This is a genomic window from Hydrogenophaga aquatica, assembly GCF_054780915.1.
Window position 1 is genome coordinate 48,136 of the sequence record NZ_BAAGVK010000008.1, and the last position, 25,539, is coordinate 73,674.

Sequence of the window (25,539 nt, forward strand, 5' to 3'; positions counted from 1 at the left end):
GCGGCGTCAGTCCAGCATGCCGTGTTCCAGCAGCTTCTTGCGCAGCGTGTTGCGGTTCAGGCCCAGCCACTGGGCGGCGCGCGACTGGTTGTGCTGGGCTTGTGCCATCACCACCTCCAGCAGGGGGCGTTCCACGGCACGCATCAGCATGTCGTGCATGTTCGCGGGCTCGGTGCCGTCCAGGTCGCTGAAATAGGCTTCAATGTTGGCCCGCACACAGTCGGGCAGGGTCTGGTTGCTCATGCGGCCAGTTTCCAGGGTTCGTTTGTGGTGTTGTCGAAGAAGTCGCGCACGCACGCCAGCTGTTCCTCGCAACTTTCGATGCGGTTGATGTGCTCGCGAAACAGGGCGATGCGCGCCGCGTCCCCAGGCAGGGCGCGGGCGTACCAGCCCAGGTGCTTGCGCGCGGTTCGCACGCCGGTGTACTCGCCATAGAGCGTGTAGTGGTCGTGCAGGTGTTCCAGCATCCAGCCCTGCAACTCCTGGGGGGTGGGCGGCGCCATTTCCTGGCCGGTGGCCAGAAAATGCGCCACCTCGCGAAACAGCCAGGGCCTGCCCTGCGCCGCGCGGCCGATCATGATGGCGTCGCAACCCGTATGGGCCAGCACCTCGGCAGCCTTGCGCGGACTGTCGATGTCGCCATTGGCCACCACGGGAATCGACACGCTCGCCTTGATGGCGGCCACCGTGTCGTGCTCGGCCACGCCTTTGTAGCCCTGTTCGCGCGTGCGGCCATGCACGGTGAGCATCTGCACACCAGCAGATTCGGCAGCGCGCGCCAGAACAGGAGCGTTCTTGGCGGACTGGCACCAGCCGGTGCGCATCTTGAGCGTCACGGGCACACCATGGGGCTGACAGGCAGCCACCACGGCCTCCACGATTTCCATGGCCAGCGCCTCGTCCTGCATCAATGCAGAACCAGCCCACTTGTTGCAGACCTTCTTGGCCGGGCAGCCCATGTTGATGTCGATGATCTGGGCGCCACGGTCGATGTTGTAGCGCGCGGCATCGGCCATCATCTCGGCGTCGGTACCGGCGATCTGCACAGCGATGGGCCCAGGCTCACCTTCGTGGTTGGCGCGGCGCGACGTTTTCAGGCTGTCGCGCAGGTCCGGCCGCGAAGTGACCATCTCGCTCACCGCATAGCCCGCCCCCAGCTGTTTGCACAGCCGGCGGAACGGCCGGTCGGTCACCCCCGCCATGGGGGCGACGAACAAGGCGTTCGGCAAGGTGTAGGGGCCAATGCGCATTCGGGCAGCCTGCAAAAATGGCAGAGAAAAAAACGCCACGCCCGCAACGGCGGCGGGCTGGGCGCGAGGTCTTTGGATGCTGAAAAAGTGGGCAGATTGTAGCGCGCCTATACTGCCCGGCCATGGAAACCTGGTTGTGGTCCTTGCTGGAAACCTTGAGCCTGCCGCAATACGGCTTGAGCACGGTCTTCGTCGTCGCGTTCATTTCGGCGACGCTGTTGCCGATGGGGTCCGAGCCAGCGGTGTTCGGGCTGATCAAGCTCAACCCCGAGCTGTTCTGGCCCGCCATTCTGGTCGCCACTGTGGGCAACACCCTCGGCGGTGCCGTCAGCTGGGCCATGGGTTACGGCGCGCATCGCGCCATTGACAAGGCACGTGGCTCACCCACACACCTCAAGGCGCTGGACTGGCTGCAACGCTTCGGGCCCAAGGCCTGCCTGCTGAGCTGGTTGCCCGCCGTGGGTGACCCGCTGTGCGCGGTGGCGGGCTGGCTGAAGTTCCCCATCCTGCCCTGCATGGCCTACATGGCCGTGGGCAAGTTCCTGCGTTACGTGACGATGACCGCCGTGCTGCTGTGGCTCTTCCCGGGCGGGCTGAACCCGGGCTGAGAAGCAGGTGTGCGGGGAGTCAGGCAGCCGTTGCCGGGGCAGCCGGGGGAATAAGGTGCTTGAGCGCGTCCTCGATGAGAGCAGGCAACTCCTGCACCAGCCGCGGCTTGTGCACAACGGCCACGTCCTGCAGGGCAAACGCGTAGGGCGCACGCTGGTCCTCGTCCAGCCCCGTCAGCACCACCAGCTTGCACTGCCCGAAAAGGGCGTGACGGCGCAGACCGGTGATCATGGTGGCACCATCAATGCCAGGCAGCAGGATGTCCACGATGATCAGATCGGGCTGCAGATGGCCAAAGGACACGAGGCCGGTGATGCCATCGTCGGCGATGTGCAGGTCCACCGTCGGGTACTTCTGCTTGACCAGCATCGACACCAGATTCTGGAAGTGGGACGAGTCCTCGATCAGCAGAATGCGAGGAATGTGCACGCCGGAACGGCGGCGGCCCCCTCGGGCCTCGGTGCCGGCCCCGCCGTGCAGGGCGGCCACGCCGGTGACGCCAGCGCGGCTGCCCTGGATCCAGCGCTCCAGCGATTCACGTGTGATGCGGCGGTGACCACCAGGCGTTTTCCACGCCTGCAGGTCGCCCCGGTCCACCATGAGCTGGACCGAGCGAACGGCCATGCCCAGGATTTTGGCCACCTCCAGCGTGGTGTAGTAGCTGGCGGAAGACATGTCGGTGGCGGTCGAGTTCTTGTTCATGGGTGCGATTTTGCAACAAATCTCACATTGACCACAACAAAAAAATTTTTACCAGTTTGCAGTGGGGGCATTGGGCAAGGCCATGCCGAAAGCCACACATGAATCGATAACCATGTGTAACAAACGGTAAATTCAACGGCCAGCCATGCGTTTGGCCCACCCCTCCCGGCCAAGCTCACGCAAGGTTCGCAGATTTCGCTCCACGATCTCCTCCGCACTGTCACCCGACGCCACGGCACGCTCCACGCTCTCCTCGCGCAGCAGGTGCAGCGTCGGGTACGGCGCACGGTTGGTGAAGTTGGTCACGTCATCGGCTTCCACCCCCTCAAACACGAAATCGGGGTGGAAATGGGCAACCTGTATCACCCCTTCCAGTTCGTGTTCGTCCACCACCTCGTCCACCACGTTCATGAAGTCGTTGAAGACGAAGAAGTCGGGGAACAGCGTGGGATGCACGAGCAAGGTGGTGTCCACCTGCTCGGCGGGGGTGTCGCGCAGCAGTTCCAGCTCACGGTCCAGGTCGTCCAGGAAGGCATCCAGGTGGCGCGCGTGGCTGACCACGATGCGCACCTGGTTCTTCACGTAGACAGACTTGGCGAACGGGCACAGGTTGAGGCCGATCACGGCCTCCTCGATCCAGCGGCGCGTGTCCGCCAGCACCTGCTCGTCGCCCGGGGTCTGCGGGGAAGCGGCTTCTGTCATGGCCATCACTTCAAGGACTTGAAGCGGGCGCGCTTGGGCCGTGCGCCCTCTTCACCCAGGCGCTTCTTCTTGTCGGCCTCGTACTCGGTGAAGTTGCCGTCGTAGAAGTACCACTGGCTGTCGCCCTCGTAGGCAAGGATGTGGGTGCAGATGCGGTCGAGGAACCAGCGGTCGTGGGAAATGACCATGGCAGAACCGGCAAACTCGAGCAGCGCCTCTTCCAGCGCGCGCAGGGTTTCCACGTCAAGGTCGTTCGAGGGTTCGTCCAGCATCAGCACGTTGCCGCCCTGGGCCAGGGTCTTGGCCAGGTGCAGGCGGCCGCGCTCACCGCCCGACAGGTTCTTGACCAGCTTCTGCTGGTCGTTGCCCTTGAAGTTGAAGCGCCCGATGTAGGCGCGGCTGGGCATGATGAACTTGCCCACGGTGATGTTGTCCAGCCCGCCCGAGACGTCTTCCCACACGGTCTTGTCGCCTTCGAGCGACTCGCGGCTCTGGTCCACGAAGGCCAGCTTGGCGGTCTGGCCAATGATGATTTCGCCGCTGTCGGGTTTCTCCACGCCCTGGATCATGCGGAACAGGGTGGACTTGCCTGCGCCGTTGGGGCCGATGATGCCGACGATGGCACCTGCAGGCAGTTTGAAGCTGAGGTTGTCGATCAGCACGCGGTCACCGAAGGACTTGGTGACGTTGTTGAACTCGATGACCTGTGCACCCAGACGCTCGGCCACCGGGATGAAGATCTCGTTGGTCTCGTTGCGCTTCTGGTATTCGACGTCGCTCAACTCCTCGAAGCGGGCCAGACGCGCCTTGCTCTTGGCCTGACGGCCCTTGGCGTTCTTGCGCACCCACTCCAGCTCTTCCTTCATGGCCTTGCGGTGAGCGTCCTCGGCCTTCTGTTCCTGGTCCAGGCGCTTGCCCTTCTGGTCCAGCCACTCCGAGTAGTTGCCCTTCCAGGGAATGCCGTGGCCACGGTCGAGTTCAAGAATCCACTCGGCAGCGTTGTCCAGGAAGTAGCGGTCGTGGGTGATGGCCACCACAGTACCAGGGAAGCGCTGCAGGAACTGCTCCAGCCAGTGCACGCTTTCGGCGTCCAGGTGGTTGGTCGGTTCGTCGAGCAGCAGCATGTCGGGCTTGCTCAACAGCAGGCGGCACAGGGCCACACGGCGCTTCTCACCACCGGAAAGGTTCTTGATGATCGCGTCCCAGGGCGGCAGGTTCAGGGCGTCGGCGGCCAGCTCCAACTGCAGGTCGGAGTTCTCGGAACCGCTGGCGGCGATGATGGCCTCAAGCTCGGCCTGCTCGGCGGCCAGGGCGTCGAAGTCGGCATCGGGTTCGGCGTAGGCCGCATACACCTCTTCAAGACGGGCCTTGGCCTTGAGTGCGCCGCCAATGCCCTCTTCCACCGCCTGGCGCACGGTCTGCTCGGGGTCCAGCTGCGGTTCCTGCGGCAAGTAGCCGATCTGGATGCCAGGCATGGGGATGGCTTCGCCTTCGATCTCCTTGTCCACGCCTGCCATGATCTTGAGCAGCGTGGATTTGCCCGAACCGTTCAGGCCGAGCACACCGATCTTGGCACCGGGGAAAAAGCTGAGGGAGATGTCCTTCAAGATCTGCCGCTTGGGCGGCACGGTCTTGGAGACGCGGTTCATGGAAAAAACGTATTGAGCCATTTTGTACGTATAAAAGACAGGGCGCCCGGACGGGCGCTCAAACGTGGATTATCCCAGTATGCGACAATGCACGCGTTGCGCACCTTCAGTCAGTGCCACATCAGCGCCTTGCTGGGGCCCCGCTTGCCACTTGGCAACCTCGGATCAGCCCGCCTTTTCTCGACCCATCTGCCCCCCTTGACTGGCCTGTTGCCCCGTTGCGCAGGAAGCGGCCGATACCCCTTGCGCCCAGGATGGGCGCCGACAACCACATGACATTTGAAGAACTGAAACTGGCCCCGGCCATTCTGGACGCCGTGCGTGAGCAAGGCTACGAGCACCCTACGCCCATCCAGGCCGAGGCCATTCCCGCCGTGCTGGAGGGCCACGACTTGCTGGCCGGTGCCCAGACCGGCACCGGCAAGACCGCGGCCTTCACGCTGCCCATGCTGCACCGCCTGAGCGAAAGCGCCCAGCCGGTGGCCCGTGGCGAACGCCGCCCGGTGCGCGCACTGGTGCTGGCCCCCACGCGTGAACTGGCGGCCCAGGTGGAAGAGTCGGTCAAGGCCTACGGCAAACACCTCAAGCTCAAGTCCGCCGTGATCTTTGGCGGCGTGGGCATGAACCCGCAGATCAACGCCCTGCAAAAAGGCGTGGACATCCTGGTGGCGACCCCGGGCCGCCTGCTCGACCTGAACGAACAAGGTCACCTGGACCTCTCCCATGTGGAAATCCTGGTGCTGGACGAAGCCGACCGCATGCTGGACATGGGCTTCATCCACGACGTGAAGAAGGTGCTCAAGCTGATGCCCAAGAACAAGCAGAGCCTGCTGTTCTCGGCCACCTTCAGCGACGAGATCCGCGAACTCGCCAATGGCCTGCTCAACGACCCCAAGAGCATTCAGGTGACGCCCCCCAACACCACGGTGCAGCGCATCAAGCAGACCATCCACCCCGTGGGCCGTGGCAAGAAGAAGGCGCTGCTGGCGCACATCATCCAGCAGCACAACTGGAGCCAGGTGCTGGTGTTCACACGCACGAAGTTCGGCGCCAACAACGTGGCCGACTTCCTCAACAAGAACCACATCACCGCCATGGCGCTGCACGGCAACAAGAGCCAGAGCGCCCGCACCCAGGCGCTGGCCGGCTTCAAGACCGGTGAGATTCGCGCCCTGGTGGCCACCGACATTGCGGCACGCGGTATCGACATCGACGACCTGCCGCACGTGGTGAACTACGACATCCCCAACGTCTGCGAGGACTACGTGCACCGCATCGGCCGCACGGGCCGTGCGGGTGCCGAGGGCGAGGCCGTGAGCCTGGTGAGCCTGGACGAAGAAGGCTTCATGATGGCCATCGAGAAGTTCACCAAGCAGCAGATTCCGGTTCAGATCTTCCAGGAGTTCATGCCCGAGCCGGGTGAGAAGGCCGAACCGATCGCCATGGGCCGCCAGACCATCTGGGGTGGTGCAGGCAAGCCGCCGAGCCGCGAGGTGATGGCCGCTGCCGCCAAGGCCGCGCGCCAGGAAATGATGGAGCGCATCCGCGAGAAGAAAGGCAACGAGAAGTCTGGCAAGCCGGGCAAAGGCCAGGGCCAGCAGCAGCGTGCCCAGCAGCCGCGTGATGACGAGGAAGACGACAGCCAGCCGCCGCGCCAGGACTCACCGCGCCGCCAGCACAACAACGGCCCGCGCCATGGCGGCCAGGGCCAGGGTCAAGGCCAGAACCGGGGTGGCAACCGCCAGCGCCAGGACCAGCCGCGCGCCGACGGACGCCGTGGCAGCGGTGGTGGTGGTAACGGCCAGGGCGGCGGCCAGCGCCAGCCCGACCCGCTGCGCACCGGCATCGACGCACTGGGTGACCGTGGCGGCCGCAATCGTCACCGCGGCAACCGCAACGGCCAGGGCGGCAAACAGGGCGGTGGCGGCGGTATCGACCCGCTGCGCACCAGCTACGGCCGCATCAAGTAAAGCCTGACCGCTGGTTCACCAGCGGCGAACGCGGCCGGTATCCAGGTGAACAAACTGCTCGCCTGGGTAGTAGCCCACGCCACCGGCCTGCAACGATAGTGCCGCGTCTCTGAGCTCAGCCAGCGGTACGCCCGGCAGCCGCACGTCAATGGCCCGGCCATCCATGTGCAGGCTGCGGGTGGCCACCCCGCCACCCCGGGTCTGGCGCAGGTGTTCGTTGGTACGTGGGCTGCGGTAACCCGATATCACCTGGTAGGGCATGCTTGCGCCCAGCAACAGGCGCACGCGGTGCAACTGATCGAAGAGTTGCGGGTCCATATGCCCCACCTCGCCGCTGTAGTGGTCGCGAAGGAAATGGTTCAGCACATCCAGGCCTTGCGGCAGATAGCGGTCACCCACGGCGTAAATCTGGTTGATCTTCTCGTGTGTGTGGGTGTGGTCCAGCGCCAGCACCCGCTGCGCCCCCTCCACCGCCCTCGCAAGCACAGGCGACCCCACGGCTGCGGCCAAGCCCAGCCCTTTGAGAAAAAGACGCCGGTGCGTAAGGGGTGAAGTGCGTTTCATGGTGCTCCCGCTGGCACACGCACAGGGTGGGCACGCTTGCGCAAGGCTGCGTCCAGCACACGGTCGTGGCCATAGATGTCATCGAAGAAATATACCTGACCCTGTTTGACCAGCGCAGTTCCGTAGGCGATGAGCACCGGCAGCGGCTCACCGAGCCTGAGCGTGCTCGACACGCCTGCCTCCATGGCCTGGCGTATGCGCGCCTCATCCCAGCCGGGCGTGTCCTGCAGAACGAATCGTGCCAGCGCCACGGGATCCTCCACGCGGATGCAACCATGGCTGAAATCCCGGCGCTCCCGCCCGAAGAGGGCCGTGGCGGGCGTGTGGTGCAGGTAGATGCTCTCGTGATTGGGAAACACGAACTTGATGTCTCCCAGCGCGTTGAGGGGGCCGGGCCGCTGGCGCAGGCGGGCCCTGCCCGCCGCCACGGCGCCCAGGTGCTCGGCGCTCAGCGTGGTTGACACCTGACCGCTGGCCAGAACGAACTCGAAGCCCTGCTTGTCGAAATACGAGGGGTCCCGGTGCAGGCGGGGAAGCAGCTCCTTGACGGCGATGGAGGGCGGTACATTCCAATAGGGACTGAACTCGATGAAGCGCATGTCCTCGTCAAACACCGGAGTGCGCGTGTCAAGGGCACGCCCCACCACGACCTTCATCTCTGCCAACACGCGCACGCGGCCGTCCTGCACTTCGTAGGCCCTGAGCACGAATTCCGGCAAGTTGACGACAACCATGCGCCGGCTTTGCCACAAGGGCGTCCAGCGCAGCCGCTCCATGGAAAGCGCGATCTGCCGCGCGCGAGACTCCGGCGGCACATCAAGTTGCGCCTGTGTCGCACGCCCAACCACGCCGTCGGCCAACAGACCGTGGCGCGACTGGAAACGCCTGACCGCCTCGGCGGCATCCTCACCGTAGAGGTCCGGTATGACATCGGGCAAGCGCGGCCAGTCACCGAGCGCATTCAGGCGCAGGGCCAGCAGGCGCATGCCTGCATAGTGCTGCCCCACCTCCAACTTGCCAGTTCTGGCGCCCGGCTGCCTCGGCAGCGGTGGCATCGCCTGGCGCCAGGCTTCGTGACCTGCCAGGGCACGGTATTGCGCCAGGGTCTGGCGCAACCAGCCGTACATCGGGGTTTGAGGTTGGGCGGCCTCCTGTGCAAGCGCCAGACGGCCCGCATCCAGCGCGGCGCGCAGTACCGCGTCTGCATCGAAGGTTGCGCGGCGGCCAACGCGGTAGTTGTGGTGTATGCCGCGCGGGTCCACCCGGCCACCATGCAGATCGTTCAGGTACTGGCGCACAGCCTGCTCCAGGGTTGCCTCCCACAAAGCGGCGACGGGCGCCGCCAACGGCGCCTGCCGGGCACGGCCCAGCGCGTCCGCCAACTGGGTCGCGGCGTAGTCATCTGGCACCAGGCCATGTTCCTCGGCTTGCTGAAACCAGTCGAGCGCCACTTGCGCCGCAGGCGTAGGCAAGCCTTGCTGGAACCAAGTCTGCGCGGCCACCCAGGCCGGGGCCAGCCACAGGCACACCAAGCCAAAGAGCCGAGCCAAGGTCCGTGCAGGCATCAGCTCTTGTCGCCGCCAGGCACACGCCCCGGGGGCGTCTTGTTGAGCAGCCCGCCAAGCACGTCTATCGGCAGGGGCAGCACCACCGTGCTTGCCCGGTCACCCGCCACCTGCGTCAAGGTCTGCAGGTAACGCAGCTGCATCGCCTCAGGGCGCTGGGCGAGTGTGCCCGCCGCGTCCAGCAATGCCGCCGCCGCCTGTTTCTCGCCCTCCGCGTGGATGACCTTGGCCCGGCGCTCGCGCTCTGCCTCGGCCTGCCTGGCAATGGCGCGCACCATCGATTCATTCAGGTCGATGTGCTTGATCTCGACGTTGGTGACCTTCACCCCCCATGCGTCGGTCTGCGCGTCAAGAATCTGCTGCACGTCGAGGTTCAGGCGCTCGCGCTCGGCCAGCATTTCGTCCAGTTCGTGTTTGCCCAGGACCACGCGCAAGGTCGTTTGCGCCAGCTGGCTCGTGGCCATGAGGTAGTTCTCCACCTGGATGATGGCTTTTTCCGGGTCAATGACCCGGAAGAAAACCACCGCGTTGACCTTCACGGATACGTTGTCACGTGAAATGACGTCCTGTGGCTCCACGTCCATGGTGACCACGCGCAGATCGACGCGCACCATCTGCTGCAGACCTGGAATCACCAGGATCAGGCCAGGCCCCTTGACCTTCCAGAACCGGCCCAGCTGGAACACCACACCGCGCTGGTACTCGCGCAGCACCCGCAGCGAAGTCACCAGGAACAGCAACAGCAGTGGCACCAGCACGCCACCCAGGCCCAAATTGAATTCAAAAAACATGGCGAACCCCTCTTTCTGAAGTGTTATGCCGAGCAGTTCAACGCTCTTTCGCGTCTGTCTGGCCGTTGTCGGCACCCGTGGCTGCCACGCGACGAACGCGCAAGACCAGCCCGTCCAGACCTTCCACCTGCACCTCCTGCCCCACGGCCAGCGGCTCGTCCGCCCGAACGCGCCAGCGCTCCCCATGCACCTGGCACCAGGTGATCCCCTCTCGCACATCGGTGATCCGCCCTCTGGCGCCAATCATCTCGTCACGGCCACTGACGACACGAGCCCGCCTGGCGCGCAAGGCCATGCCGCCGCCCGCAAACACGGCAAAGCCAGCCGTCACGGCCAAACCAAAGATCAAGGGCAAGGGAACCCCCATGCCGGGCACGTCACGGTCAAACAGCAGCAAGCCGCCCGCGATGAAGGCCACCACACCCCCCACCCCCAGCACACCGAACGCTGGCGTCAACAGTTCTGCCGCAATCAAGGCAAAACCCAGCAGAATCAAGGCCAGTGCCGCGTAGTTGACGGGCAGCATCTGCAAGGCAAACATGGCCAGCAGCAGGCAGATCGCGCCAACCGTGCCCGGCACACCGAACCCTGGCGACGTGAACTCGAAAATGAGCCCGTAGATGCCAATCATCAGCAGGACAAGGGCAAAACTTGGGTTGGCGATGACCCCCAGCACGCGATGGCGCCAGTCCGGCGGCTCGGCCACAACCGGCTGCCCCTTGGTGGCAAGAACCCGCTCACCCGCAGGCAACCGCACCTTGCGGCCGTCAATTTGTGCAAGCAGGTCGTCCAGGTCAACCGCCACGACATCCACCACGCCGTCACGCAGTGCTTCTGGCGCTGTCAGGCTGACCGCCTCGCGCACCGCCAGTTCGGCCCAGTCGGCATTGCGTCCGTGCCACTGGGCCAACCCGCGAATGAACGCCGCCGCGTCGTTCACCTGCTTGCTGGCCATCACATCCGGCTCGTTTTCGCCCTTGCTGGCTCCCCCGGGCAAGCCAATGGCCACGGGCGTGGCCGCGCCCAGATTGGCCGCTGGGGCCATCGCAGCCACATGGCTGGCGTACAGGATATATGTGCCTGCGCTTGCGGCACGTGCCCCCTGAGGGCTGACGTAGGTTGCCACGGGCACCTGGGACGCGAGGAGCGCCTGCACGATCTGCCGCATTGAGGTGTCCAGACCGCCTGGCGTGTCCAGCTCCAGAACCACCAGCTCTGCCCCCTGGCTCTGCGCGCGCTCCAAGCCACGAACCACGTAATCCGCGCTCGCCGGGCCAATTGCGTCCCGGACCGTCAGCACCCGGACGGGAGCTGCATTGGCACCAGCAGCCAGCCACCAGCCCCCCGTCATCAGCAACACCAACAGCACGGCGCGCAATCGCACCCAGAGCTTGCGCGACGCGCATGCCGCCTTGTGGGTCGCCTGGCCTGCCGTCATTGTCGTCTCCTTGCCAAGGTGCATTTGCGCATCCTGACAGGTGTTTGTCCTGCAAACCTTGCCCCAGGTCAAGTCCTGGGATCAATTTATCAAGCCAAGCCCAGGCGGGGCAGCCAAAGTATTGCCTCGGCGTTCGACGGTGAATAACACTGCTGCGCCGCCTCCTGCCAGGGCAGCCAGACGAATGCGGTGTGTTCCCGAGGGCTCAGTTTCACGCCCCCCGCCTCGGCCACACACAGCCCGAACACACGCTCGGTGTTGGTGGTCACGCCCGGCGCGTAGCGGTGCAGCCACTGCGGGTAGATCTCGTAGACGTTCTCCAGGCGCCAGTCGGTCAGGCGTGCGCCTGGGGCCCGGGCGTCGATCCCGGTCTCCTCCCATACCTCCCGGCGTGCGGTCTCCTCCCAGGGCTCCGCCAGGCTGTCCTTGGAACCCGTCACGGACTGCCAGAAGCCTGGCGCATCGGCCCGTTCCAGCAACAGCACCTTCAAGGCAGGGGTGTGGATGACAACCAGGACCGACTCAGGAATCTTGAAAGCAGCCAAAAATGACACTTTACCCACCACATTTCAGTTTTTCTCAGGATGATCCGAAAATATGAACGCCGCAACACCTTCTGGGCAAACTCTTTGAAATCGAATGCTACGCGGGCCTAAAGTCCGGCGCCAGATCGCCGAAAACCACAACAACGGGCTTAAAGACAGCTTCGTTGTCAAGCCAGCATGGGGTTGGTCTTGACACCGGTTCCGCCGGTTTTCTCATGAAGGAGCTTAAAAATGGCGATGACGATCAACACCAACGTGATGTCGCTGAATGCACAACGCAACACCAGCGCCACGCAAAACTCGCTGGCGACGTCTATGCAGCGCCTGTCTTCCGGCCTGCGCGTGAACAGCGCCAAAGACGACGCAGCCGGCCTGGCCATTGCCGAGCGCATGAACACCCAGGTTCGCGGCATGACGGTAGCCATCCGCAATGCGAACGATGGTATCTCTCTGGCACAGGTGGCCGAAGGTGGCCTGAGCACCGTGGGCAACATGATGCAGCGCATGCGTGAATTGGCCGTGCAATCCATCAACTCGACCAACCTGTCTGGCGACCTGGCAGCGCTGAACGAGGAGTACACACAGTTGGCCGCAGAGATCGGTCGCACCTTGAGTTCTATCGAATTCAACGGCGCCAAGATTTTTGAACCGGCTACCGACTACACCTTCCAGGTTGGCGCAAACGCAGATCAGACGATCACTGTAGCTTCTACTGCACTTGATGTCTCTGCAACCAACGTGTCGGCAGCATATGGCGGCGGTGCAGCCTCCGGCCTCGACACAACAAACAATTCAGGCAACGCCGCCGTGCTGAGCGCACTGGATGAGGCCATCACCGCGGTGAACACCATACGCGCCACCCTGGGTGCCGTGCAGAGCCGGTTCGAAAACACCATCTCCTTCCTGCAAGGCGCGGTGGAGAACCAATCTGCCGCCCGCGGCCGCATCATGGATGCCGATTTCGCCTCTGAAACCGCCAACCTGAGCCGTTCTCAGATCCTCCAGCAAGCAGGCACGGCAATGATTGCCCAGGCCAACCAGCTGCCGCAAGGCGTGCTGGCCCTGCTGCGCTGAACGGCCTCTCACTGGCGCAAGAATGACTAACCCCGGTATTGCCGGGGTTAGTCATTGGATATTCGGCTTTTACAGATGGGCGGTCGGTGCTAGAGTGTGCCAGTCAGCAGTACAGCGTCCACACAGGAGTTCACCATGGCCATCTCGTCAACCGGCATAGGTAGCGGACTCGACGTTCAGTCCTTGGTCTCCAAGCTGCTGGAGGTTGAGAAACAGCCCCTCAAACAGCTCCAGACGCGTGGCACCACGCTTTCCAGCAAGGTCTCCTCCTGGGGAACGGTCAAGTCGCAGCTTGCTGCTCTGCAAGATGCCGCTCAGAAGCTGATGGGGCTGACCAGCTGGACCGGTCGAACCTTCAGCTCAAGCAACACCAGCGCACTGACGGGTTCCGCCACGTCCTCGGCAACGGCAGGCTCCTACAGTGTGAATGTCACCCAGCTGGCCAAGGCTCAAGCGGTACGCTCTGCCACAGGGGTGACCGCGGACAGCGCAATCGGACAGTCCGGCAGCCTGGAAATCACGCTGGGCAGCTGGTCCGGCAGCAGCTTCAGCCCAGCAGGCAGTGCGGTAACCGTCAACATCGATGCAGCCGACAACCTCGGTGCCATCGCCACCAAGATCAATGCCGGCAACGCTGGCGTGACCGCCACCGTGGTCACCGCCGACGGCAAGGACAACCTTGTCATCCGCAGCAAGGACACAGGCGCCGCTCAAGGCTTCCAGATCCGCGCCTTTGACGGCAGTGACGCCACAGGCAGCGTCATCACCACGGGAACAGGACTGGGCTCTTTGGCCTATGCAAGCAACTCTGGCGCGATGTATGGTCTGGCCACCATCCTGGCCGGGCAAGACGCATCTGCCACCATCGATGGCATCGTGGTGACCTCTGCAACCAACACCATTTCAGGGGCAGTGCCTGGGTTGACGCTCAACCTGACGGAGACCACGTCCGCCCCGGTGACGGTGACCATAGGCCAGGACACGGAAGCCACGCGCTCGGCCATTCAGGGCTTCGTCGACGCCTACAACACGCTGACCAAGACCCTGGCAAATGCCACCAGGTACGATCAAGCCTCAGGCGCTGCAGGCCCGCTGCAAGGCGATGGCACGGCGATAGGCATACTGAACACGCTCAAGCGGATGGTCGGTGCATTGGGCCCATCCGGGACGTCTTACGCCCGCATGAGTGACGTTGGGCTGGAACTCCAGCAAGACGGCACCCTTCTGGTCAACAACAAGAAACTCACCGCTGCGCTTGCCAACCCTGCAGATTTGCAAAAGTTCTTCTCTGCCACAAGTGGCGACGCAACCAGCACAGGGCTGGCCCGCCGCTTCTACGACTTCGCCTTCGGGGCGAACGCGACCAGCGGTGTGGTGACCGAACGCAACAACGCCTTGCAAAAAGCCATCAAGCGCAACAAAGACGACATCAACCGCTTCAACGACCGCCTGGAGCGAAACGAGGCGCGCCTCTACAAAATGTACACGTCACTCGACAGCAAGATGGCTTCGCTGAACTCCCTCAGCCAGTACGTGGCGCAACAGGTCACCACCTGGAACAAGTCGTCCTGACTTCCAAACGCGATATAACCACCAAAAGCCCCGTTTATCGGGGCTTTGTTTTTGTGGCGGCCAGCAACAATGCTCCTAACACCCGGCCAGATTCGAGTTCTGGCCTGAGTGGCTGAATTCAATTGAATTTTTGAAGGAGCCCATCATGGCCATGAGCATCAACACCAACATCATGTCGCTGAATGCTCAGCGCAACACGTCCGCGACCCAGGGCACCATGGCCACGACCATGCAGCGCCTGTCTTCCGGCTTGCGAGTCAACAGCTCGAAAGACGATGCAGCCGGTCTCGCGATCGCAGAGCGCATGAACACACAGATTCGCGGCATGAATGTGGCCATTCGCAATGCGAATGACGGCATCTCTCTGTCGCAGGTCGCTGAAGGCGGGTTGTCTACCTTGGGCAACATGTTCCAGCGCATGCGTGAGCTGGCGGTTCAGGCCATCAACTCCACCAACCAGTCTGGCGACATTGAAGCGCTGAACCAGGAATACACGCAGCTTGTGGCGGAGGTGGCCCGGACGCTCAGCTCCGTCGAGTTCAATGGGGCACCGATCTTCCAAACCACGGCCGACTATCTCTTCCAGGTTGGCGCGAACGCTGGCCAGACAATCAGTATTTCGGCAACGGACCTCAACCTCAGCACAGCCACTGACATCACGGAAGTGACGACCGGCGGAGCCAGTGCGCTCAGCACCGCAAACGCCGACAACTCTGCGATCTTGACCGCGCTAGACACCGCCATCCAGACCCTGAACGAAACCCGCGCTGTGTTCGGCTCCGTGCAAAGCCGCTTTGAAAACACCATCGCCTACCTGCAGACGGCCGTTGAGAACCAGGCGGCAGCTCGCGGCCGTATCATGGACGCTGACTTTGCGGCAGAAACCGCCAACCTCAGCCGCGCTCAGATTCTCCAGCAAGCAGGCACCGCCATGATTGCACAGGCGAACCAGGTACCCCAAAACGTCCTCCGACTTCTGCAAGGCTAATGAAGACTCAACCGTTCTACATCGACGCGCCCGAATTCGACAGCAACCTTCCCCCGGTTGTCCAGCTGCACACACTGTGCGATCTGCTCAACCGGCTAGGCTTTGCAGCCTACATTCAGTCATCGTGCGCGCGACTGGACGGAACACTCTGGACCCCTCAGCTCACCCCGCAGCTGCAGGCGGCTCATTACCTCGCAGGCAAGGTTCCCATCACGGTATCCCTGAAGCCGGGCACGTCCTCTTCGGTAGGCATCCGAGCAAAGTATTTACCCGAAACACTGCTCGACGACAAAAGCGAAAAATCCTCAGGCCAAATCACCTTAAGTGGCGGCCAGACTGGTGAGTCAGTCGATCTTGATCTTTACGTGCCATGGGTAGACCCTCAGGCATTCAGACCAGCTACCGGTCAGCGCAAAGTGCGCCTCGTTTTCGCCGAACAGTTGCACCTGCAACACGCGAAGGTGCGCGCAGAACATCGACACCTGCAAGACATCTCCCCTTCTGCCGGCGGCCCGCTCGAGCCACGGACACGCGCCGCCCTATTGCAACAGGCGCAGTGCCTGTATGCGTACGAGACCGGCAGCATCGTCACCGAGGCACGGCTGTGTGGCTGCCCGGTGATCTACATTCCTAACGACCATGCACTGAAAACCGCCCCGGAAGGGATGTGGAACGCGCTTGCAACGCGCTGGAACACGGAACTGGATTCGACTGAGGGTGACGCCATTGAGACAGAGCTTCTGGCTTTTCAACAGAAGTACCAGTCCTTGTGCGAGCGCAGTGCAGAGACGATCAAACTGTTTGCCAACCAGGCCCAGGCATTGGCCAACGATTGGAGCACCCAAAACAGCGTTGAAGGCCCCAAGGGCTGGCCGCCAGAATTGCTGGATTCACTGGACAAGTGGATTACCAAGAAGGAGGACCGTGCTGAACGGGCAGACCGTTCCAAATACCTCAGGCTTCAATCCCAGTACCAGAAATGGAAAAAACTCAGTTCGCTGAGAGAAGTCGATGGTCAGATATACGCTGAACACGTGGCCAGCGGCAACCTTACCGCCATAGGGGTCGTCATCTACGCGGAAGGCCACACCATGGAAGATGTCGCCCAGACCCTTGACAGCCTGGGCCAGGGCTTCTTGCAGCCGGCGCACCTGACCGTGGTTGCGCCGTTTTCATCACCCGTCCCCGCAGACGAACTGGGTAGCAACTTCCTCTGGGTGGAGCAGACAGATGGCGATGTCCCACAAGACTGGCTGAAGCCTGAGGGAATGCCCCCCTGGAGCTTATTGATCGAAGCGGGAACCACGCTGGAACCGCAGGCACTGGTCGAGTTCTCGCTGGCCACACAAGCACCAAGCGTTCAGCTGGTCTATTGCGACGACGACGCCCCATCGCCTGACGGAGCGGTTCCTCACTTCAAACCCGACCTGAACACCGAGTGGCTGCGCTGTTTCAACTACCTGGGCAGCGCCATCGGGGTAGAAACAGCATTGTGGAGCAGCTACGCAGGCAACAGCCGCCTCATCAACGCCTATGGGCTGGCTCTTCGTCTTTCATCTAACGCTGGTTCGCAGCCGATCGGTCACATTGACACGGTCTTGGTACACCAGCCTGCCGAATCCACATACCTCCCCCAGCAGCGTGAAGCCGACGAAATCAGGCAGCTGCAAGCGTTTCTGGGCGAGCTTGGACAGAAGGCCAATATCGAGCCCGGCAAGACATGGGGGAATTGGCTGCTCGAATACATCCCCTCGCGCCGCCACACCGTCTCCATGGTGGTTCCAACGGGTATTCAGCTGGGCTACCTCACTTGTCTGCTCGAATCCTTCCGCCAGTTCCGCGCGCCGGAGTTGGCAGAAATCATCCTGGTCACGGACCCCTCTCGGCGCGGGGAGGTGGAACAGGTTGTGGCCCGCACGGATGTCGACATGCCCCTTAGGGTTGTGGAGTACACATCCCACACCAGCGGGTACAACCATGCAGCTGCGCTCAACGCTGGTGCAAAGGAGGCCACTGGCGAGCTCATCCTGTTCATGGATGACGACACCGAATGCCTGCAAGACCACTGGCTGCAAACACTGTGCTCTTACTTCGAGCAACCCGACATCGCCTGCGTCGCTCCGCGTCTGGTGCTCCAGCACCAAAAGGATGCGACCCTCCAGGGTGGCCCCCTGTGGGTTGGAGCGGATGGTCTGTTCCGATCCTACCTTGGCGAACGGCAGTTGCTGGACGAAAAAGGCATGTTCTCCCGCCTTCAGACATCGCAGGACGTGCCGGCGGTGGCTGGCCACTGCTTCGTTACCCGCAAGAAACTGTGGGAAGCGCTGGAGGGCTTTGACGAACATACCTTCAACCTGTTCAACACCGTTGCAGACTACTGCCTGCGGGCACGTCAACAAGGCGGACGCAATGTGTGGACGCCTGTCAGCAATGTGCTGCACCATGGCGGCAAGACCCTTGGCTTCATCCAGCAGGACGCCAATACCGTCTTGGAACTGCGTGAAAGAGCGGTGCTTGAAAAGGAACAATGGACTGCGCGTTGGGTGCAACACCTGGCCAAAGATGGCAGCTACAACCGCCACCTGTCGTTGCACAAACCCTACGAGATCGAGACCGAGATTGTCATAGACTGGCCCCGCGCCAGACACGAGCGGCCAACCGTGCTCGGACTACCCATATCGAGTGGATCCGGTCAATACCGAGTCATCGAACCGCTTCAAGCGTTGCAATACGCAGGACTCGCTCGCACAGCCGTGGTGATGCCTCGCACAGATCGCTCCTATCGCACGCCGACGCCACTGGAAGTCGCACGCACCCAAGCCGACACACTTATCGTGCAGCACAGCATTGGCGACCACCATTTCAGCCAGTTGCGCCAGTACCGCCAGGCCTGCCCCGATCTCTTCATCGTGCAGATGGTTGACGATCTGTTCCGCGACCTCCCCGCGAAACACCATCTGCACCACATACACCGGCGTGAGGGGGAAATGCGGATGCGCAAGGCCTTGAGCCTGTGCGACCGATTGGTGGTGAGCACGCAACCACTGGCAGACGCCTATGGGAAATACTGCCCGGACGTTCGGGTGATGCCAAACTGCCTGGATGAAAACGCATGGGATGGCCTGCGCAAGAAGCCTGGCCAGACCACGCGTCAACGTCTGCGCGTTGGCTGGGCGGGTGCCATGCAGCACTTGGACGATCTGGAAATGATCGCCGACGTGGTCCGGGCACTCGCTGGCGAGGTGGACTGGATCTTCATGGGCATGTGCCCCGACGTCCTGCGTCCATACGTGAAGGAATTCCACCCATTTGTTTCGTACGCAGACTACCCAGCCAAGCTGGCCACGCTGGATCTGGATATTGCCATTGCCCCATTGCAGGACAACCTCTTTAACGAGTCCAAGAGCAACCTGCGCCTGCTGGAGTACGGAGCTATGGGGTGGCCGGTCGTGTGCTCAGACGTCTATCCTTTCCGGACAGAATCACCACCGGCGCTGAAGGTGAAGAACTCATCACAAGAATGGATCAAGGCGCTGAACAGCTTGATACATGACGACCAGCTCAGAGATGAAATTGGCACCAAAATGCATCAATGGGTAAAGGACAATTTCTTCCTATCAAAGCAAGTCAACAAATGGGCAAGCGCCCTGAAAAAAACAAAACCACAACATGAGTGAATTCAATACAATCAACGAAAAAGACATCTTTTTTGTTGTCTGCGCTCCTCCATTCAACAGAAATAGCGGCGGAATTTACGCACTTCACGCGCTAGCAGAAGACATCACAATGCTTGGATGCAACGCAGGCATCCTGACCACAGAAACAAGGCCCGGATCACACGCAAGGGTAATAGATCTCGAATTTTACAATAAGATTGTAAATTCTGGAATGATGGTAGTCTCGATCTATCCAGAAATCATCCACAAGAACACACTGGAGGCAGACTATTCAGTGTGGTGGCTCCTGAACTACCCCGGATTCATAAACAAAACATGGGACGGAAATAGCACCTGGGCCGACAGAGTATGCTGCTTTACCGAAGAACTCGGAAAAGACATCCAATACAACAGCATCCTAACCTACCCACTCTACGATCCGGACTTCTTTCATCCCAACAGAAATGTAGAGAAAACAGAAATTATTTACTACGCAAACAGAATAACAAATACAAAGGGATACACCCCCCCAGACATTCCTGCCACAAAAATACTGACACCCGCATCTAGACTAAATTACAAAGAACTAAGGAGTTTATTCTGGAGAACAAAGATATTTCTCACAAGCGAATGGACCGGGACGGCCATCATCGCCCAGCTCTGCGGGGTTCCCGTGATATTCTTGGAGTCTCCAATTCTACATCCAGGCCTCCACAGTGGACCACATTTTGATTACGGGTCGGCATGGGGATTCACCGAAGAAAGTGTACAATCTGCAACCGAATCATTACCAGAGGTCACAAGAACACACCTCCAGAGAAAGTCAAATTGGACAAACGAATTAAAAAGCGAGGTAAATATATGGATTCAAGAAGTAAAGAATAAGCCCTGACACCCAAGTCGCACACAAAGAATTTTGACATTACAGACCCCACATTCACAAAACCAGCAATTCCGCATCATAACATTCAACCCAGGACAACCCTAACTACCCAACCGGATGGCTTAGATGACTCAAATACCTTACAACCGCCCTTATATGACAGGCACTGAGATTGAGTACATCCAAGATGCCAAACAGCGGAATATGCTGGCGGGCGATGGGTGGTTCACCAAACAATGCCATCAATGGCTAGAGTCCAATACGGGTTCGCACAAGGCCTTATTAACTCACTCTTGCACAGCCGCGCTTGAAATGGCAGCGCTGCTCATCGACGTCCGGCCCGGCGATGAGATCATCATGCCCTCCTACACTTTTGTCTCCACTGCGAACGCCTTTGTCTTGCGTGGCGGAGTACCGGTTTTCGTCGATATCCGCCCCGACACCCTGAACATAGATGAGACAAAAATTGAATCAGCCATTACAAGCCGAACCAAAGCAATAGTTCCCGTTCATTACGCCGGCGTTGGGTGCGAAATGGACGCCATCATGGATATAGCCGAAAGACACTCCATCAGCGTAATCGAGGATTCTGCACAGGGCGTGATGGCAAAATACAAGGGATTACCTCTTGGCGGAATCGGGAATTTAGGTGCATACAGCTTTCATGAAACAAAGAACATCATAAGCGGCGAAGGCGGAGCGCTGCTCATCAATCAACCCAACTACATCAAACAAGCAGAGATAATTCGCGAAAAAGGCACCGACCGGAGTCGCTTTTTTCGCGGCGAGGTGGACAAATATACTTGGCAAAGTATTGGCTCCTCTTTCTTGCCAGGCGAATTGATATCAGCATTTCTCTGGGCACAATTAGAGCAGTCAGAATATATCACCGATCAACGTCTCAAAATATGGAATCGATACAACTCACTCATTGAACCACTTGAGCGAGATGGCCTTTTACGTCGCCCCATAGTCCCAGCCCATTGCGAGCACAACGGGCATATATTTTATGCACTACTAAACACAGATACAGATCGCAATTTGGTCCTGAACAGGATGAAGCAGGATGAAATCCATGCCCTGTTTCACTACATACCTTTACACTCATCTCCAGCAGGCCGCCGCTTTTGCAGAACTCACGGCGAACTGACGAATACTGAGCAACTATCGGAACGCATCATCCGCCTACCCATCTGGATTGGCATGAGCGAATCGGAGCAGACTCGCGTCATTGAGTCTCTCAAATCGGCCATTGAGTTATCCGATTCAAGCCCCCCGATCTTGAAGCACCCATAGCATCAGAACATCACGCCATAGTCCACAAAGAGCCTTCAATCTGATGAACGCACACGTCACCATTCGCAAATTCGAGCCCGCAGACATCGGCACCGTCATTAACCTGCTCCAGGATGTCAGCGACTACCGACCAAATGCAGAAGCCATTCTTTCCCTCGCCGAAGCTTTCGCCACTCAACCAGACTGCCATGCTTGTGTTGCCGTTTGGAACAACAGGTTGGTCGGCTTTGGCTCGGTTTTTGTCATTAGCCGCGTGCGTGGCGGACGCTCCGGAATCGTCGAAGATATGGTTGTGGCAAAAGATATGCGCGGCAAAGGGATTGGTAGGCTGATCCTGAGTGCCCTTCTGGACGAAGCGCGCAAGCTCGGCTGTTTCAAGGTATCCCTTGAGAGCGCAGCGGCAGCTCAACCGTTCTACGCAGCGAATGGTTTCGTAGCCTCTGGCCAGATCATGAAAATTCTGATCCAGGACTGACCTTGCCTCTACTTCGAGACATATAAACCATGGGTTCAAATCAAGTACACCTGGAAATCCCTTGGACCCTTGGACACCAAGGCGAGTAACCTGCTGGTTTGCCAGCTCCTGTCCGGGACGGGATTCAGACCACGGGGACTCTATTGAACGTGGCTTTCTACAGTCACTGGCCCATGCATCTTCGCTGATTTACGTCAACACCATCCAGTATGAACACTGCAGCCAAGAGGCCAGTGAAAACCGGCCGCGAGACCGGGTAAGAGCCATCGCCGTTCAGAGGCAGAATATCGACTTGAGTCATCGCAGCCTGAGACGACATATGCAGAGACCTCCCACCAAACCCTTATCAAGGACCGCGCATGACCACTAGCCACCGCCGCGCCGCGTCCGCCTACCGCAGCATCGGCATCGAGACTCGAGCTGTGGGACATGACCAGCACCAGCTCGTCGCACTCATGTACGAATCGCTGCTGGAAACATTGAATGCCGCCATGGGTGCCATGGCGCAACAGGACATCTCCGCCAAGATCAAGCACATCAACAAGGCCATACGCATACTCCAGGAAGGCCTTTACGCCAACCTGGACCTTGAGCGAGGCGGAGAGATCAGCGCCAACCTCGCGGCGGTGTATGACTACGCCATCATGGCCTTAACACAAGCCAACCTCAAGAACGACACGGCCAAGATTCAGGAGGTCATCGGGATGATCAAGCCCATAGCCGAGGCTTGGGTCCAGATTCGCCAGAACAACGCATCACCAGAACCTGGTACGCCCAAGACCTGAGGGGCACGACGTGCCGATAAACCCGGTTTATCCAGCGCTATTCCAGCTCAACACCGTGCGCGGCATGTCGATATGAATTACAAGAACAAAACTGCCGAACAGAACAGCTGATGACCACATCCCTCTTGACCCAGTACCAAACCATCGAACGCACCAGCGAGCGCATGCTTCTGGCAGCTCGTCAAAGCAACTGGCATGAAGTCAGCCGACTGGAAGAGGTGTGCGGTGAACAGGTGCAGCGCGCCCGCGAACTGGCACGATCTGCCACACTGTCCCCTGCCGAGAAAGCCAGCAAGCAACGCATCATGCTCTCTATCCTGCGCCATGAAGCGCAGATCCGCTCCCTGGCCGAGCCATGGATGTCGGGCCTCAGCCACATTCTTTGCCCTGGGACCGACGCCATGCGTCACTGACATCCTTACATCTTCGTCAAGTTCTGCCAGCCTACGCCGATAAGAATTGCAGGAACACAAAAACACCGCGCAAGGAACGCATCATGCAGACGCTGCTGGACTACTACCAGGCCATCGAAACCACCAGTTCACTCATGCTGAAGGCTGCTGAAGCCGAAGACTGGGACGAAGTGGTGCGCTTGGAAGGCGCGTGCGCGGTGCTGATCGAGCAACTGCGCGAGCGGTCAGGCGCCCTGGATCTGTCGGCTGAAGATCGAGCGGAGAAACACCGCATCATGATGACCATCCTGCGCCACGATGCGCAGATAAGGGAACTGGCCGAACCCTGGATTGACGATCTTGGACGGATGATGCATGTGCAGCATCCCGTGCAACTGCACTGACAAAAAACGGCCCACTCGGGCCGCTTTTTTTACACCTGCATGTTCATCACATCGGTATAAGCCTGCATCATCCGGTTGCGCACATGGAGCGCGGCCTGGAAGCCGATCTGGGCCTTCTGCATGGCCAGCATGGTTTCTTCCAGACTCACATTCGGATTGCCCAGCTGTACCTGGGTCTGCAGCTCCGACGATTTGTTCTGAGCCGCACTCACATTCTGCAACGCCGTCTTGAAGGCGTCACCGAAGCCCCCCTGAACGCCCGCAGCCGCTCCTGCACCCGCCGCCTTTGTCTGGCGCAAGGCTGACAGGTTCGCATTCGTCAAAGGTGTAAGGCGCAGGTCCATGGTGTGGCTCCTTGGAGCAGTACTTTCAGATGGGTCCTATGCTACGGGCGGTGCCCGTCAAACTTAAAGGCGAACAGCGGGCAGAAAACCGGCCTATTTTTGCTTTAGCGCGGCCACATGGCTCCCATAATCTCGCCAGACAGGGCCTGGGAACCTCAAACCGGGCCGGGATTACCGAGCCAGCCACAACATGAACACAGCCGTCGCCGAGATTGAAAGCCCGCTGCCCGCCACACCGTCCAATCCGCTGGTGGCTGGATTCTCTCGCCTGAGCAGCGCACGCAAGCTCTTGCTGGGCGTTGGCGTCCTGGCGATGGTGGGGGTGCTGGCATCCGGTTTCTACATGGCCAACCGCCCGGATTACCGCGTCCTCTATGCCAACCTGTCTGACAAGGACGGCGGCGCGGTGCTCGCGCAACTGTCGCAGTTGAACATTCCCTACAAGCATGCCGATGGCGGCAGCGCCATCCTCGTGCCGGCAGACAAGGTGCATGACACCAGATTGCGTCTGGCCTCGCAGGGCCTGCCGCGCGGATCGACCGTTGGCTTTGAACTGCTTGACACCACCCGGCTGGGCATGACGCAGTTCCAGGAACGCCTGACCTTCCAGCGAGGGCTGGAAGGGGAACTGACCCGCTCCATCACCGCGCTCAGCTCCGTATCGGATGCCCGCATCCACTTGGCATTGCCCAACCAGAACGGTTTCTTCCGCGAGCAGCAAAAGCCTTCCGCCAGCGTGCTGCTGACGCTTTACCCCGGGCGCACACTGGATCGCACCCAGATTGCAGGGATCGTCCACCTGGTGGCCAGCAGCGTGCCCGAGATGAACCCCAAAGCCGTGAGCGTGGTGGACCAGAACGGCAACCTGCTGTCCCAGTCGCCCGACGGCGAATCAGGCGGCCCGGACTCCAAGCAGCTGGAATACACGCGGACCATCGAAAAGATGTACACCCAGCGCATTCTGGACCTGCTGGAGCCCGTGCTGGGCCGCGACAACGTGCGCGCCCAGGTCACAGCCGATGTCGATTTTTCCCTGACCGAGCAGACCAGCGAGCAGCACCGGCCCAACCAGAACGGCGAACCCAGCACCGTGCGCAGCCAGCAGCTGATTGAAGCAGGCGCGGCGGTGGGCCAGCTGCCTGCGGGCGTTCCGGGTGCGGTAGCCAACCAGGCACCGGGCGCCACCACAGCACCGGTCAACGGCGATGCAGCTGCGGTAGGCGTGGTGCCCGGCGCGAACGTGCAAGCTGGCAGCACCGACCCCAACATGCGCCGCGAGCAGGTCATCAACTACGAAGTCGACAAGACCGTGATGGTGACCCGAAACGCCACGGGCACGGTCCGGCGCCTCACAGCAGCCGTCGTCCTGAACCACAAAGCCGGAACCGACCGCCGTGGAGAGCCGACCACCGAACCCATTCCCGCTGAGCAGCTTGAACAGATCACAGCCCTCGTCCGTGAGGCCATCGGATTCAACGCCAACCGTGGCGACTCGGTCAATGTCTTGAACACAGCCTTCACCAAGACCTCTTCCGAGACGGCAGACATCCCATGGTGGAAGCAGCCCGACACCCAGGAGCTGGCACGCAGCCTCGCCTGGCCGGCCGGCATGCTATTGCTGGGCCTCATCCTCTTCCTGGGAATGGTGCGCCCAACGCTGAAGTTGATGAAGACGCCAGCAGAAACCGGCAAAGCCGACACGCCCCAGCTTGATGCCGTGGTTGACGACCAGCCTCAACGCCCCGCTCTGCCCGTACCGGTGCAAAATGAGGTGACGGCCGAGATGCTGCGGCTTGAAGACGCCAAGCGGCTGGCCCGGGAAAACCCGGTCGCCGTGGCCAACATCATCAAAGGCTGGGTCAATGGCGACGCCACGTGACCACAC

At 60.8% G+C, this 25,539-nt stretch carries 24 protein-coding genes; 13 read left to right on the plus strand and 11 right to left on the minus strand.

From position 1 onward, the window contains the following. Positions 1-6: 6 nt before the first annotated feature. Entirely contained in the window at positions 7-243 is a 237-nt protein-coding gene (locus tag ACYVHH_RS06235) for a helix-turn-helix domain-containing protein (protein WP_460564266.1), read from the minus strand. Next, positions 240-1,250 (minus strand): tRNA dihydrouridine synthase DusB, encoded by a 1,011-nt coding sequence (dusB, locus tag ACYVHH_RS06240; RefSeq protein ID WP_460564267.1) that lies wholly within the window; start codon positions 1,248-1,250, stop codon positions 240-242. Before dusB ends, ACYVHH_RS06235 begins: the two co-directional genes overlap by 4 nt. A gap of 122 nt (positions 1,251-1,372) precedes the next feature. Here dusB and ACYVHH_RS06245 point away from each other — a divergent pair, with 122 nt between their 5' ends. After that, positions 1,373-1,858, plus strand: coding sequence for a YqaA family protein (locus tag ACYVHH_RS06245; RefSeq protein ID WP_460564268.1), 486 nt, complete (start codon positions 1,373-1,375; stop codon positions 1,856-1,858). Positions 1,859-1,877: 19 nt separating this feature from the next. On the opposite strand, the gene ACYVHH_RS06250 is transcribed toward ACYVHH_RS06245, so the two are convergent. The 3 genes from ACYVHH_RS06250 to ettA all read right to left on the minus strand — a co-directional run bounded on the left by ACYVHH_RS06250 (position 1,878) and on the right by ettA (position 4,933). Then, the gene (locus ACYVHH_RS06250; RefSeq protein WP_460564269.1) at positions 1,878-2,561 is read right to left on the minus strand and encodes a helix-turn-helix domain-containing protein; all 684 of its coding nucleotides are present in this window, start codon (positions 2,559-2,561) and stop codon (positions 1,878-1,880) included. A gap of 132 nt (positions 2,562-2,693) precedes the next feature. Beyond that, on the minus strand, positions 2,694-3,263 hold the full coding sequence (locus ACYVHH_RS06255) for a DUF1415 domain-containing protein (protein WP_460564270.1): 570 nt from the start codon (positions 3,261-3,263) through the stop codon (positions 2,694-2,696). A gap of 5 nt (positions 3,264-3,268) precedes the next feature. Next, positions 3,269-4,933, minus strand: a complete 1,665-nt coding sequence (ettA, locus tag ACYVHH_RS06260; RefSeq protein WP_460564271.1) for an energy-dependent translational throttle protein EttA — start codon at positions 4,931-4,933, stop codon at positions 3,269-3,271. A gap of 251 nt (positions 4,934-5,184) precedes the next feature. Here ettA and ACYVHH_RS06265 point away from each other — a divergent pair, with 251 nt between their 5' ends. Continuing rightward, positions 5,185-6,882 carry a DEAD/DEAH box helicase gene (locus ACYVHH_RS06265; protein WP_460564272.1) on the plus strand — a complete coding sequence of 566 codons (1,698 nt, stop codon included), beginning with the start codon at positions 5,185-5,187 and terminating at the stop codon, positions 6,880-6,882. 15 nt (positions 6,883-6,897) lie between these two features. Here ACYVHH_RS06265 and ACYVHH_RS06270 read toward each other — a convergent pair whose 3' ends face one another. The 5 genes from ACYVHH_RS06270 to nudB all read right to left on the minus strand — a co-directional run bounded on the left by ACYVHH_RS06270 (position 6,898) and on the right by nudB (position 11,785). Beyond that, entirely contained in the window at positions 6,898-7,446 is a 549-nt protein-coding gene (locus ACYVHH_RS06270; protein WP_460564273.1) for a YcbK family protein, read from the minus strand. Continuing rightward, positions 7,443-9,011 carry a L,D-transpeptidase family protein gene (locus ACYVHH_RS06275; protein WP_460564274.1) on the minus strand — a complete coding sequence of 523 codons (1,569 nt, stop codon included), beginning with the start codon at positions 9,009-9,011 and terminating at the stop codon, positions 7,443-7,445. The genes ACYVHH_RS06270 and ACYVHH_RS06275 overlap by 4 nt, the downstream gene beginning before the upstream one ends. Then, the gene (locus ACYVHH_RS06280) at positions 9,011-9,802 is read right to left on the minus strand and encodes a slipin family protein (protein ID WP_460564275.1); all 792 of its coding nucleotides are present in this window, start codon (positions 9,800-9,802) and stop codon (positions 9,011-9,013) included. Before ACYVHH_RS06280 ends, ACYVHH_RS06275 begins: the two co-directional genes overlap by 1 nt. Positions 9,803-9,839: 37 nt before the next feature. After that, on the minus strand, positions 9,840-11,240 hold the full coding sequence (locus ACYVHH_RS06285) for an NfeD family protein (RefSeq protein WP_460564276.1): 1,401 nt from the start codon (positions 11,238-11,240) through the stop codon (positions 9,840-9,842). 89 nt (positions 11,241-11,329) lie between these two features. Next, positions 11,330-11,785 carry a dihydroneopterin triphosphate diphosphatase gene (gene nudB / locus ACYVHH_RS06290; RefSeq protein ID WP_460564277.1) on the minus strand — a complete coding sequence of 152 codons (456 nt, stop codon included), beginning with the start codon at positions 11,783-11,785 and terminating at the stop codon, positions 11,330-11,332. 231 nt (positions 11,786-12,016) lie between these two features. Here nudB and ACYVHH_RS06295 point away from each other — a divergent pair, with 231 nt between their 5' ends. The 10 genes from ACYVHH_RS06295 to ACYVHH_RS06340 all read left to right on the plus strand — a co-directional run bounded on the left by ACYVHH_RS06295 (position 12,017) and on the right by ACYVHH_RS06340 (position 23,310). Continuing rightward, entirely contained in the window at positions 12,017-12,859 is an 843-nt protein-coding gene (locus ACYVHH_RS06295; protein WP_460564278.1) for a flagellin N-terminal helical domain-containing protein, read from the plus strand. A gap of 135 nt (positions 12,860-12,994) precedes the next feature. Continuing rightward, positions 12,995-14,431 (plus strand): flagellar filament capping protein FliD, encoded by a 1,437-nt coding sequence (fliD, locus tag ACYVHH_RS06300; RefSeq protein WP_460564279.1) that lies wholly within the window; start codon positions 12,995-12,997, stop codon positions 14,429-14,431. 145 nt (positions 14,432-14,576) lie between these two features. Next, entirely contained in the window at positions 14,577-15,419 is an 843-nt protein-coding gene (locus ACYVHH_RS06305; RefSeq protein WP_460564280.1) for a flagellin N-terminal helical domain-containing protein, read from the plus strand. Next, positions 15,419-19,096: a glycosyltransferase gene (locus ACYVHH_RS06310; protein WP_460564281.1), complete on the plus strand. Its 3,678-nt coding sequence runs from the start codon at positions 15,419-15,421 to the stop codon at positions 19,094-19,096. Before ACYVHH_RS06305 ends, ACYVHH_RS06310 begins: the two co-directional genes overlap by 1 nt. Next, complete coding sequence (locus ACYVHH_RS06315; RefSeq protein ID WP_460564282.1) at positions 19,089-19,967, plus strand: hypothetical protein; 879 nt, start codon at positions 19,089-19,091, stop codon at positions 19,965-19,967. The genes ACYVHH_RS06310 and ACYVHH_RS06315 overlap by 8 nt, the downstream gene beginning before the upstream one ends. 117 nt (positions 19,968-20,084) lie before the next feature. After that, positions 20,085-21,254, plus strand: a complete 1,170-nt coding sequence (gene rffA / locus ACYVHH_RS06320) for a dTDP-4-amino-4,6-dideoxygalactose transaminase (protein ID WP_460564283.1) — start codon at positions 20,085-20,087, stop codon at positions 21,252-21,254. 43 nt (positions 21,255-21,297) lie between these two features. Further along, on the plus strand, positions 21,298-21,729 hold the full coding sequence (locus tag ACYVHH_RS06325; RefSeq protein WP_460564284.1) for a GNAT family N-acetyltransferase: 432 nt from the start codon (positions 21,298-21,300) through the stop codon (positions 21,727-21,729). Between the two features lie 359 nt (positions 21,730-22,088). Next, positions 22,089-22,514 carry a flagellar export chaperone FliS gene (gene fliS, locus ACYVHH_RS06330; RefSeq protein WP_460564285.1) on the plus strand — a complete coding sequence of 142 codons (426 nt, stop codon included), beginning with the start codon at positions 22,089-22,091 and terminating at the stop codon, positions 22,512-22,514. A gap of 110 nt (positions 22,515-22,624) precedes the next feature. Further along, a complete protein-coding gene (locus ACYVHH_RS06335) occupies positions 22,625-22,927 on the plus strand; it encodes a flagellar protein FliT (protein ID WP_460564286.1) in 303 nt (100 codons plus the stop codon). Between the two features lie 80 nt (positions 22,928-23,007). Then, on the plus strand, positions 23,008-23,310 hold the full coding sequence (locus ACYVHH_RS06340) for a flagellar protein FliT (RefSeq protein WP_460564334.1): 303 nt from the start codon (positions 23,008-23,010) through the stop codon (positions 23,308-23,310). A gap of 29 nt (positions 23,311-23,339) precedes the next feature. Here the strand turns inward: ACYVHH_RS06340 and fliE are convergent, their stop codons facing one another. Next, entirely contained in the window at positions 23,340-23,654 is a 315-nt protein-coding gene (gene fliE, locus ACYVHH_RS06345) for a flagellar hook-basal body complex protein FliE (RefSeq protein ID WP_460564287.1), read from the minus strand. A 190-nt stretch (positions 23,655-23,844) separates the two neighbouring features. Here fliE and fliF point away from each other — a divergent pair, with 190 nt between their 5' ends. Further along, positions 23,845-25,533 carry a flagellar basal-body MS-ring/collar protein FliF gene (fliF, locus tag ACYVHH_RS06350; protein ID WP_460564288.1) on the plus strand — a complete coding sequence of 563 codons (1,689 nt, stop codon included), beginning with the start codon at positions 23,845-23,847 and terminating at the stop codon, positions 25,531-25,533. The last annotated feature ends 6 nt before the right edge of the window (positions 25,534-25,539 follow it).

Bases quoted from the DNA above. Each gene is read 5' to 3' on its own strand.
- ACYVHH_RS06235 (WP_460564266.1), bottom strand. From the start codon at position 243: ATGAGCAACCAGACCCTGCCCGACTGTGTGCGGGCCAACATTGAAGCC.
- dusB (WP_460564267.1), bottom strand. From the start codon at position 1,250: ATGCGCATTGGCCCCTACACCTTGCCGAACGCCTTGTTCGTCGCCCCC.
- ACYVHH_RS06245 (WP_460564268.1), top strand. From the start codon at position 1,373: ATGGAAACCTGGTTGTGGTCCTTGCTGGAAACCTTGAGCCTGCCGCAA.
- ACYVHH_RS06250 (WP_460564269.1), bottom strand. From the start codon at position 2,561: ATGAACAAGAACTCGACCGCCACCGACATGTCTTCCGCCAGCTACTAC.
- ACYVHH_RS06255 (WP_460564270.1), bottom strand. From the start codon at position 3,263: ATGACAGAAGCCGCTTCCCCGCAGACCCCGGGCGACGAGCAGGTGCTG.
- ettA (WP_460564271.1), bottom strand. From the start codon at position 4,933: ATGGCTCAATACGTTTTTTCCATGAACCGCGTCTCCAAGACCGTGCCG.
- ACYVHH_RS06265 (WP_460564272.1), top strand. From the start codon at position 5,185: ATGACATTTGAAGAACTGAAACTGGCCCCGGCCATTCTGGACGCCGTG.
- ACYVHH_RS06270 (WP_460564273.1), bottom strand. From the start codon at position 7,446: ATGAAACGCACTTCACCCCTTACGCACCGGCGTCTTTTTCTCAAAGGG.
- ACYVHH_RS06275 (WP_460564274.1), bottom strand. From the start codon at position 9,011: ATGCCTGCACGGACCTTGGCTCGGCTCTTTGGCTTGGTGTGCCTGTGG.
- ACYVHH_RS06280 (WP_460564275.1), bottom strand. From the start codon at position 9,802: ATGTTTTTTGAATTCAATTTGGGCCTGGGTGGCGTGCTGGTGCCACTG.
- ACYVHH_RS06285 (WP_460564276.1), bottom strand. From the start codon at position 11,240: ATGACGGCAGGCCAGGCGACCCACAAGGCGGCATGCGCGTCGCGCAAG.
- ACYVHH_RS06295 (WP_460564278.1), top strand. From the start codon at position 12,017: ATGGCGATGACGATCAACACCAACGTGATGTCGCTGAATGCACAACGC.
- fliD (WP_460564279.1), top strand. From the start codon at position 12,995: ATGGCCATCTCGTCAACCGGCATAGGTAGCGGACTCGACGTTCAGTCC.
- ACYVHH_RS06305 (WP_460564280.1), top strand. From the start codon at position 14,577: ATGGCCATGAGCATCAACACCAACATCATGTCGCTGAATGCTCAGCGC.
- ACYVHH_RS06310 (WP_460564281.1), top strand. From the start codon at position 15,419: ATGAAGACTCAACCGTTCTACATCGACGCGCCCGAATTCGACAGCAAC.
- ACYVHH_RS06315 (WP_460564282.1), top strand. From the start codon at position 19,089: ATGAGTGAATTCAATACAATCAACGAAAAAGACATCTTTTTTGTTGTC.
- rffA (WP_460564283.1), top strand. From the start codon at position 20,085: ATGACTCAAATACCTTACAACCGCCCTTATATGACAGGCACTGAGATT.
- ACYVHH_RS06325 (WP_460564284.1), top strand. From the start codon at position 21,298: ATGAACGCACACGTCACCATTCGCAAATTCGAGCCCGCAGACATCGGC.
- fliS (WP_460564285.1), top strand. From the start codon at position 22,089: ATGACCACTAGCCACCGCCGCGCCGCGTCCGCCTACCGCAGCATCGGC.
- ACYVHH_RS06335 (WP_460564286.1), top strand. From the start codon at position 22,625: ATGACCACATCCCTCTTGACCCAGTACCAAACCATCGAACGCACCAGC.
- fliE (WP_460564287.1), bottom strand. From the start codon at position 23,654: ATGGACCTGCGCCTTACACCTTTGACGAATGCGAACCTGTCAGCCTTG.
- fliF (WP_460564288.1), top strand. From the start codon at position 23,845: ATGAACACAGCCGTCGCCGAGATTGAAAGCCCGCTGCCCGCCACACCG.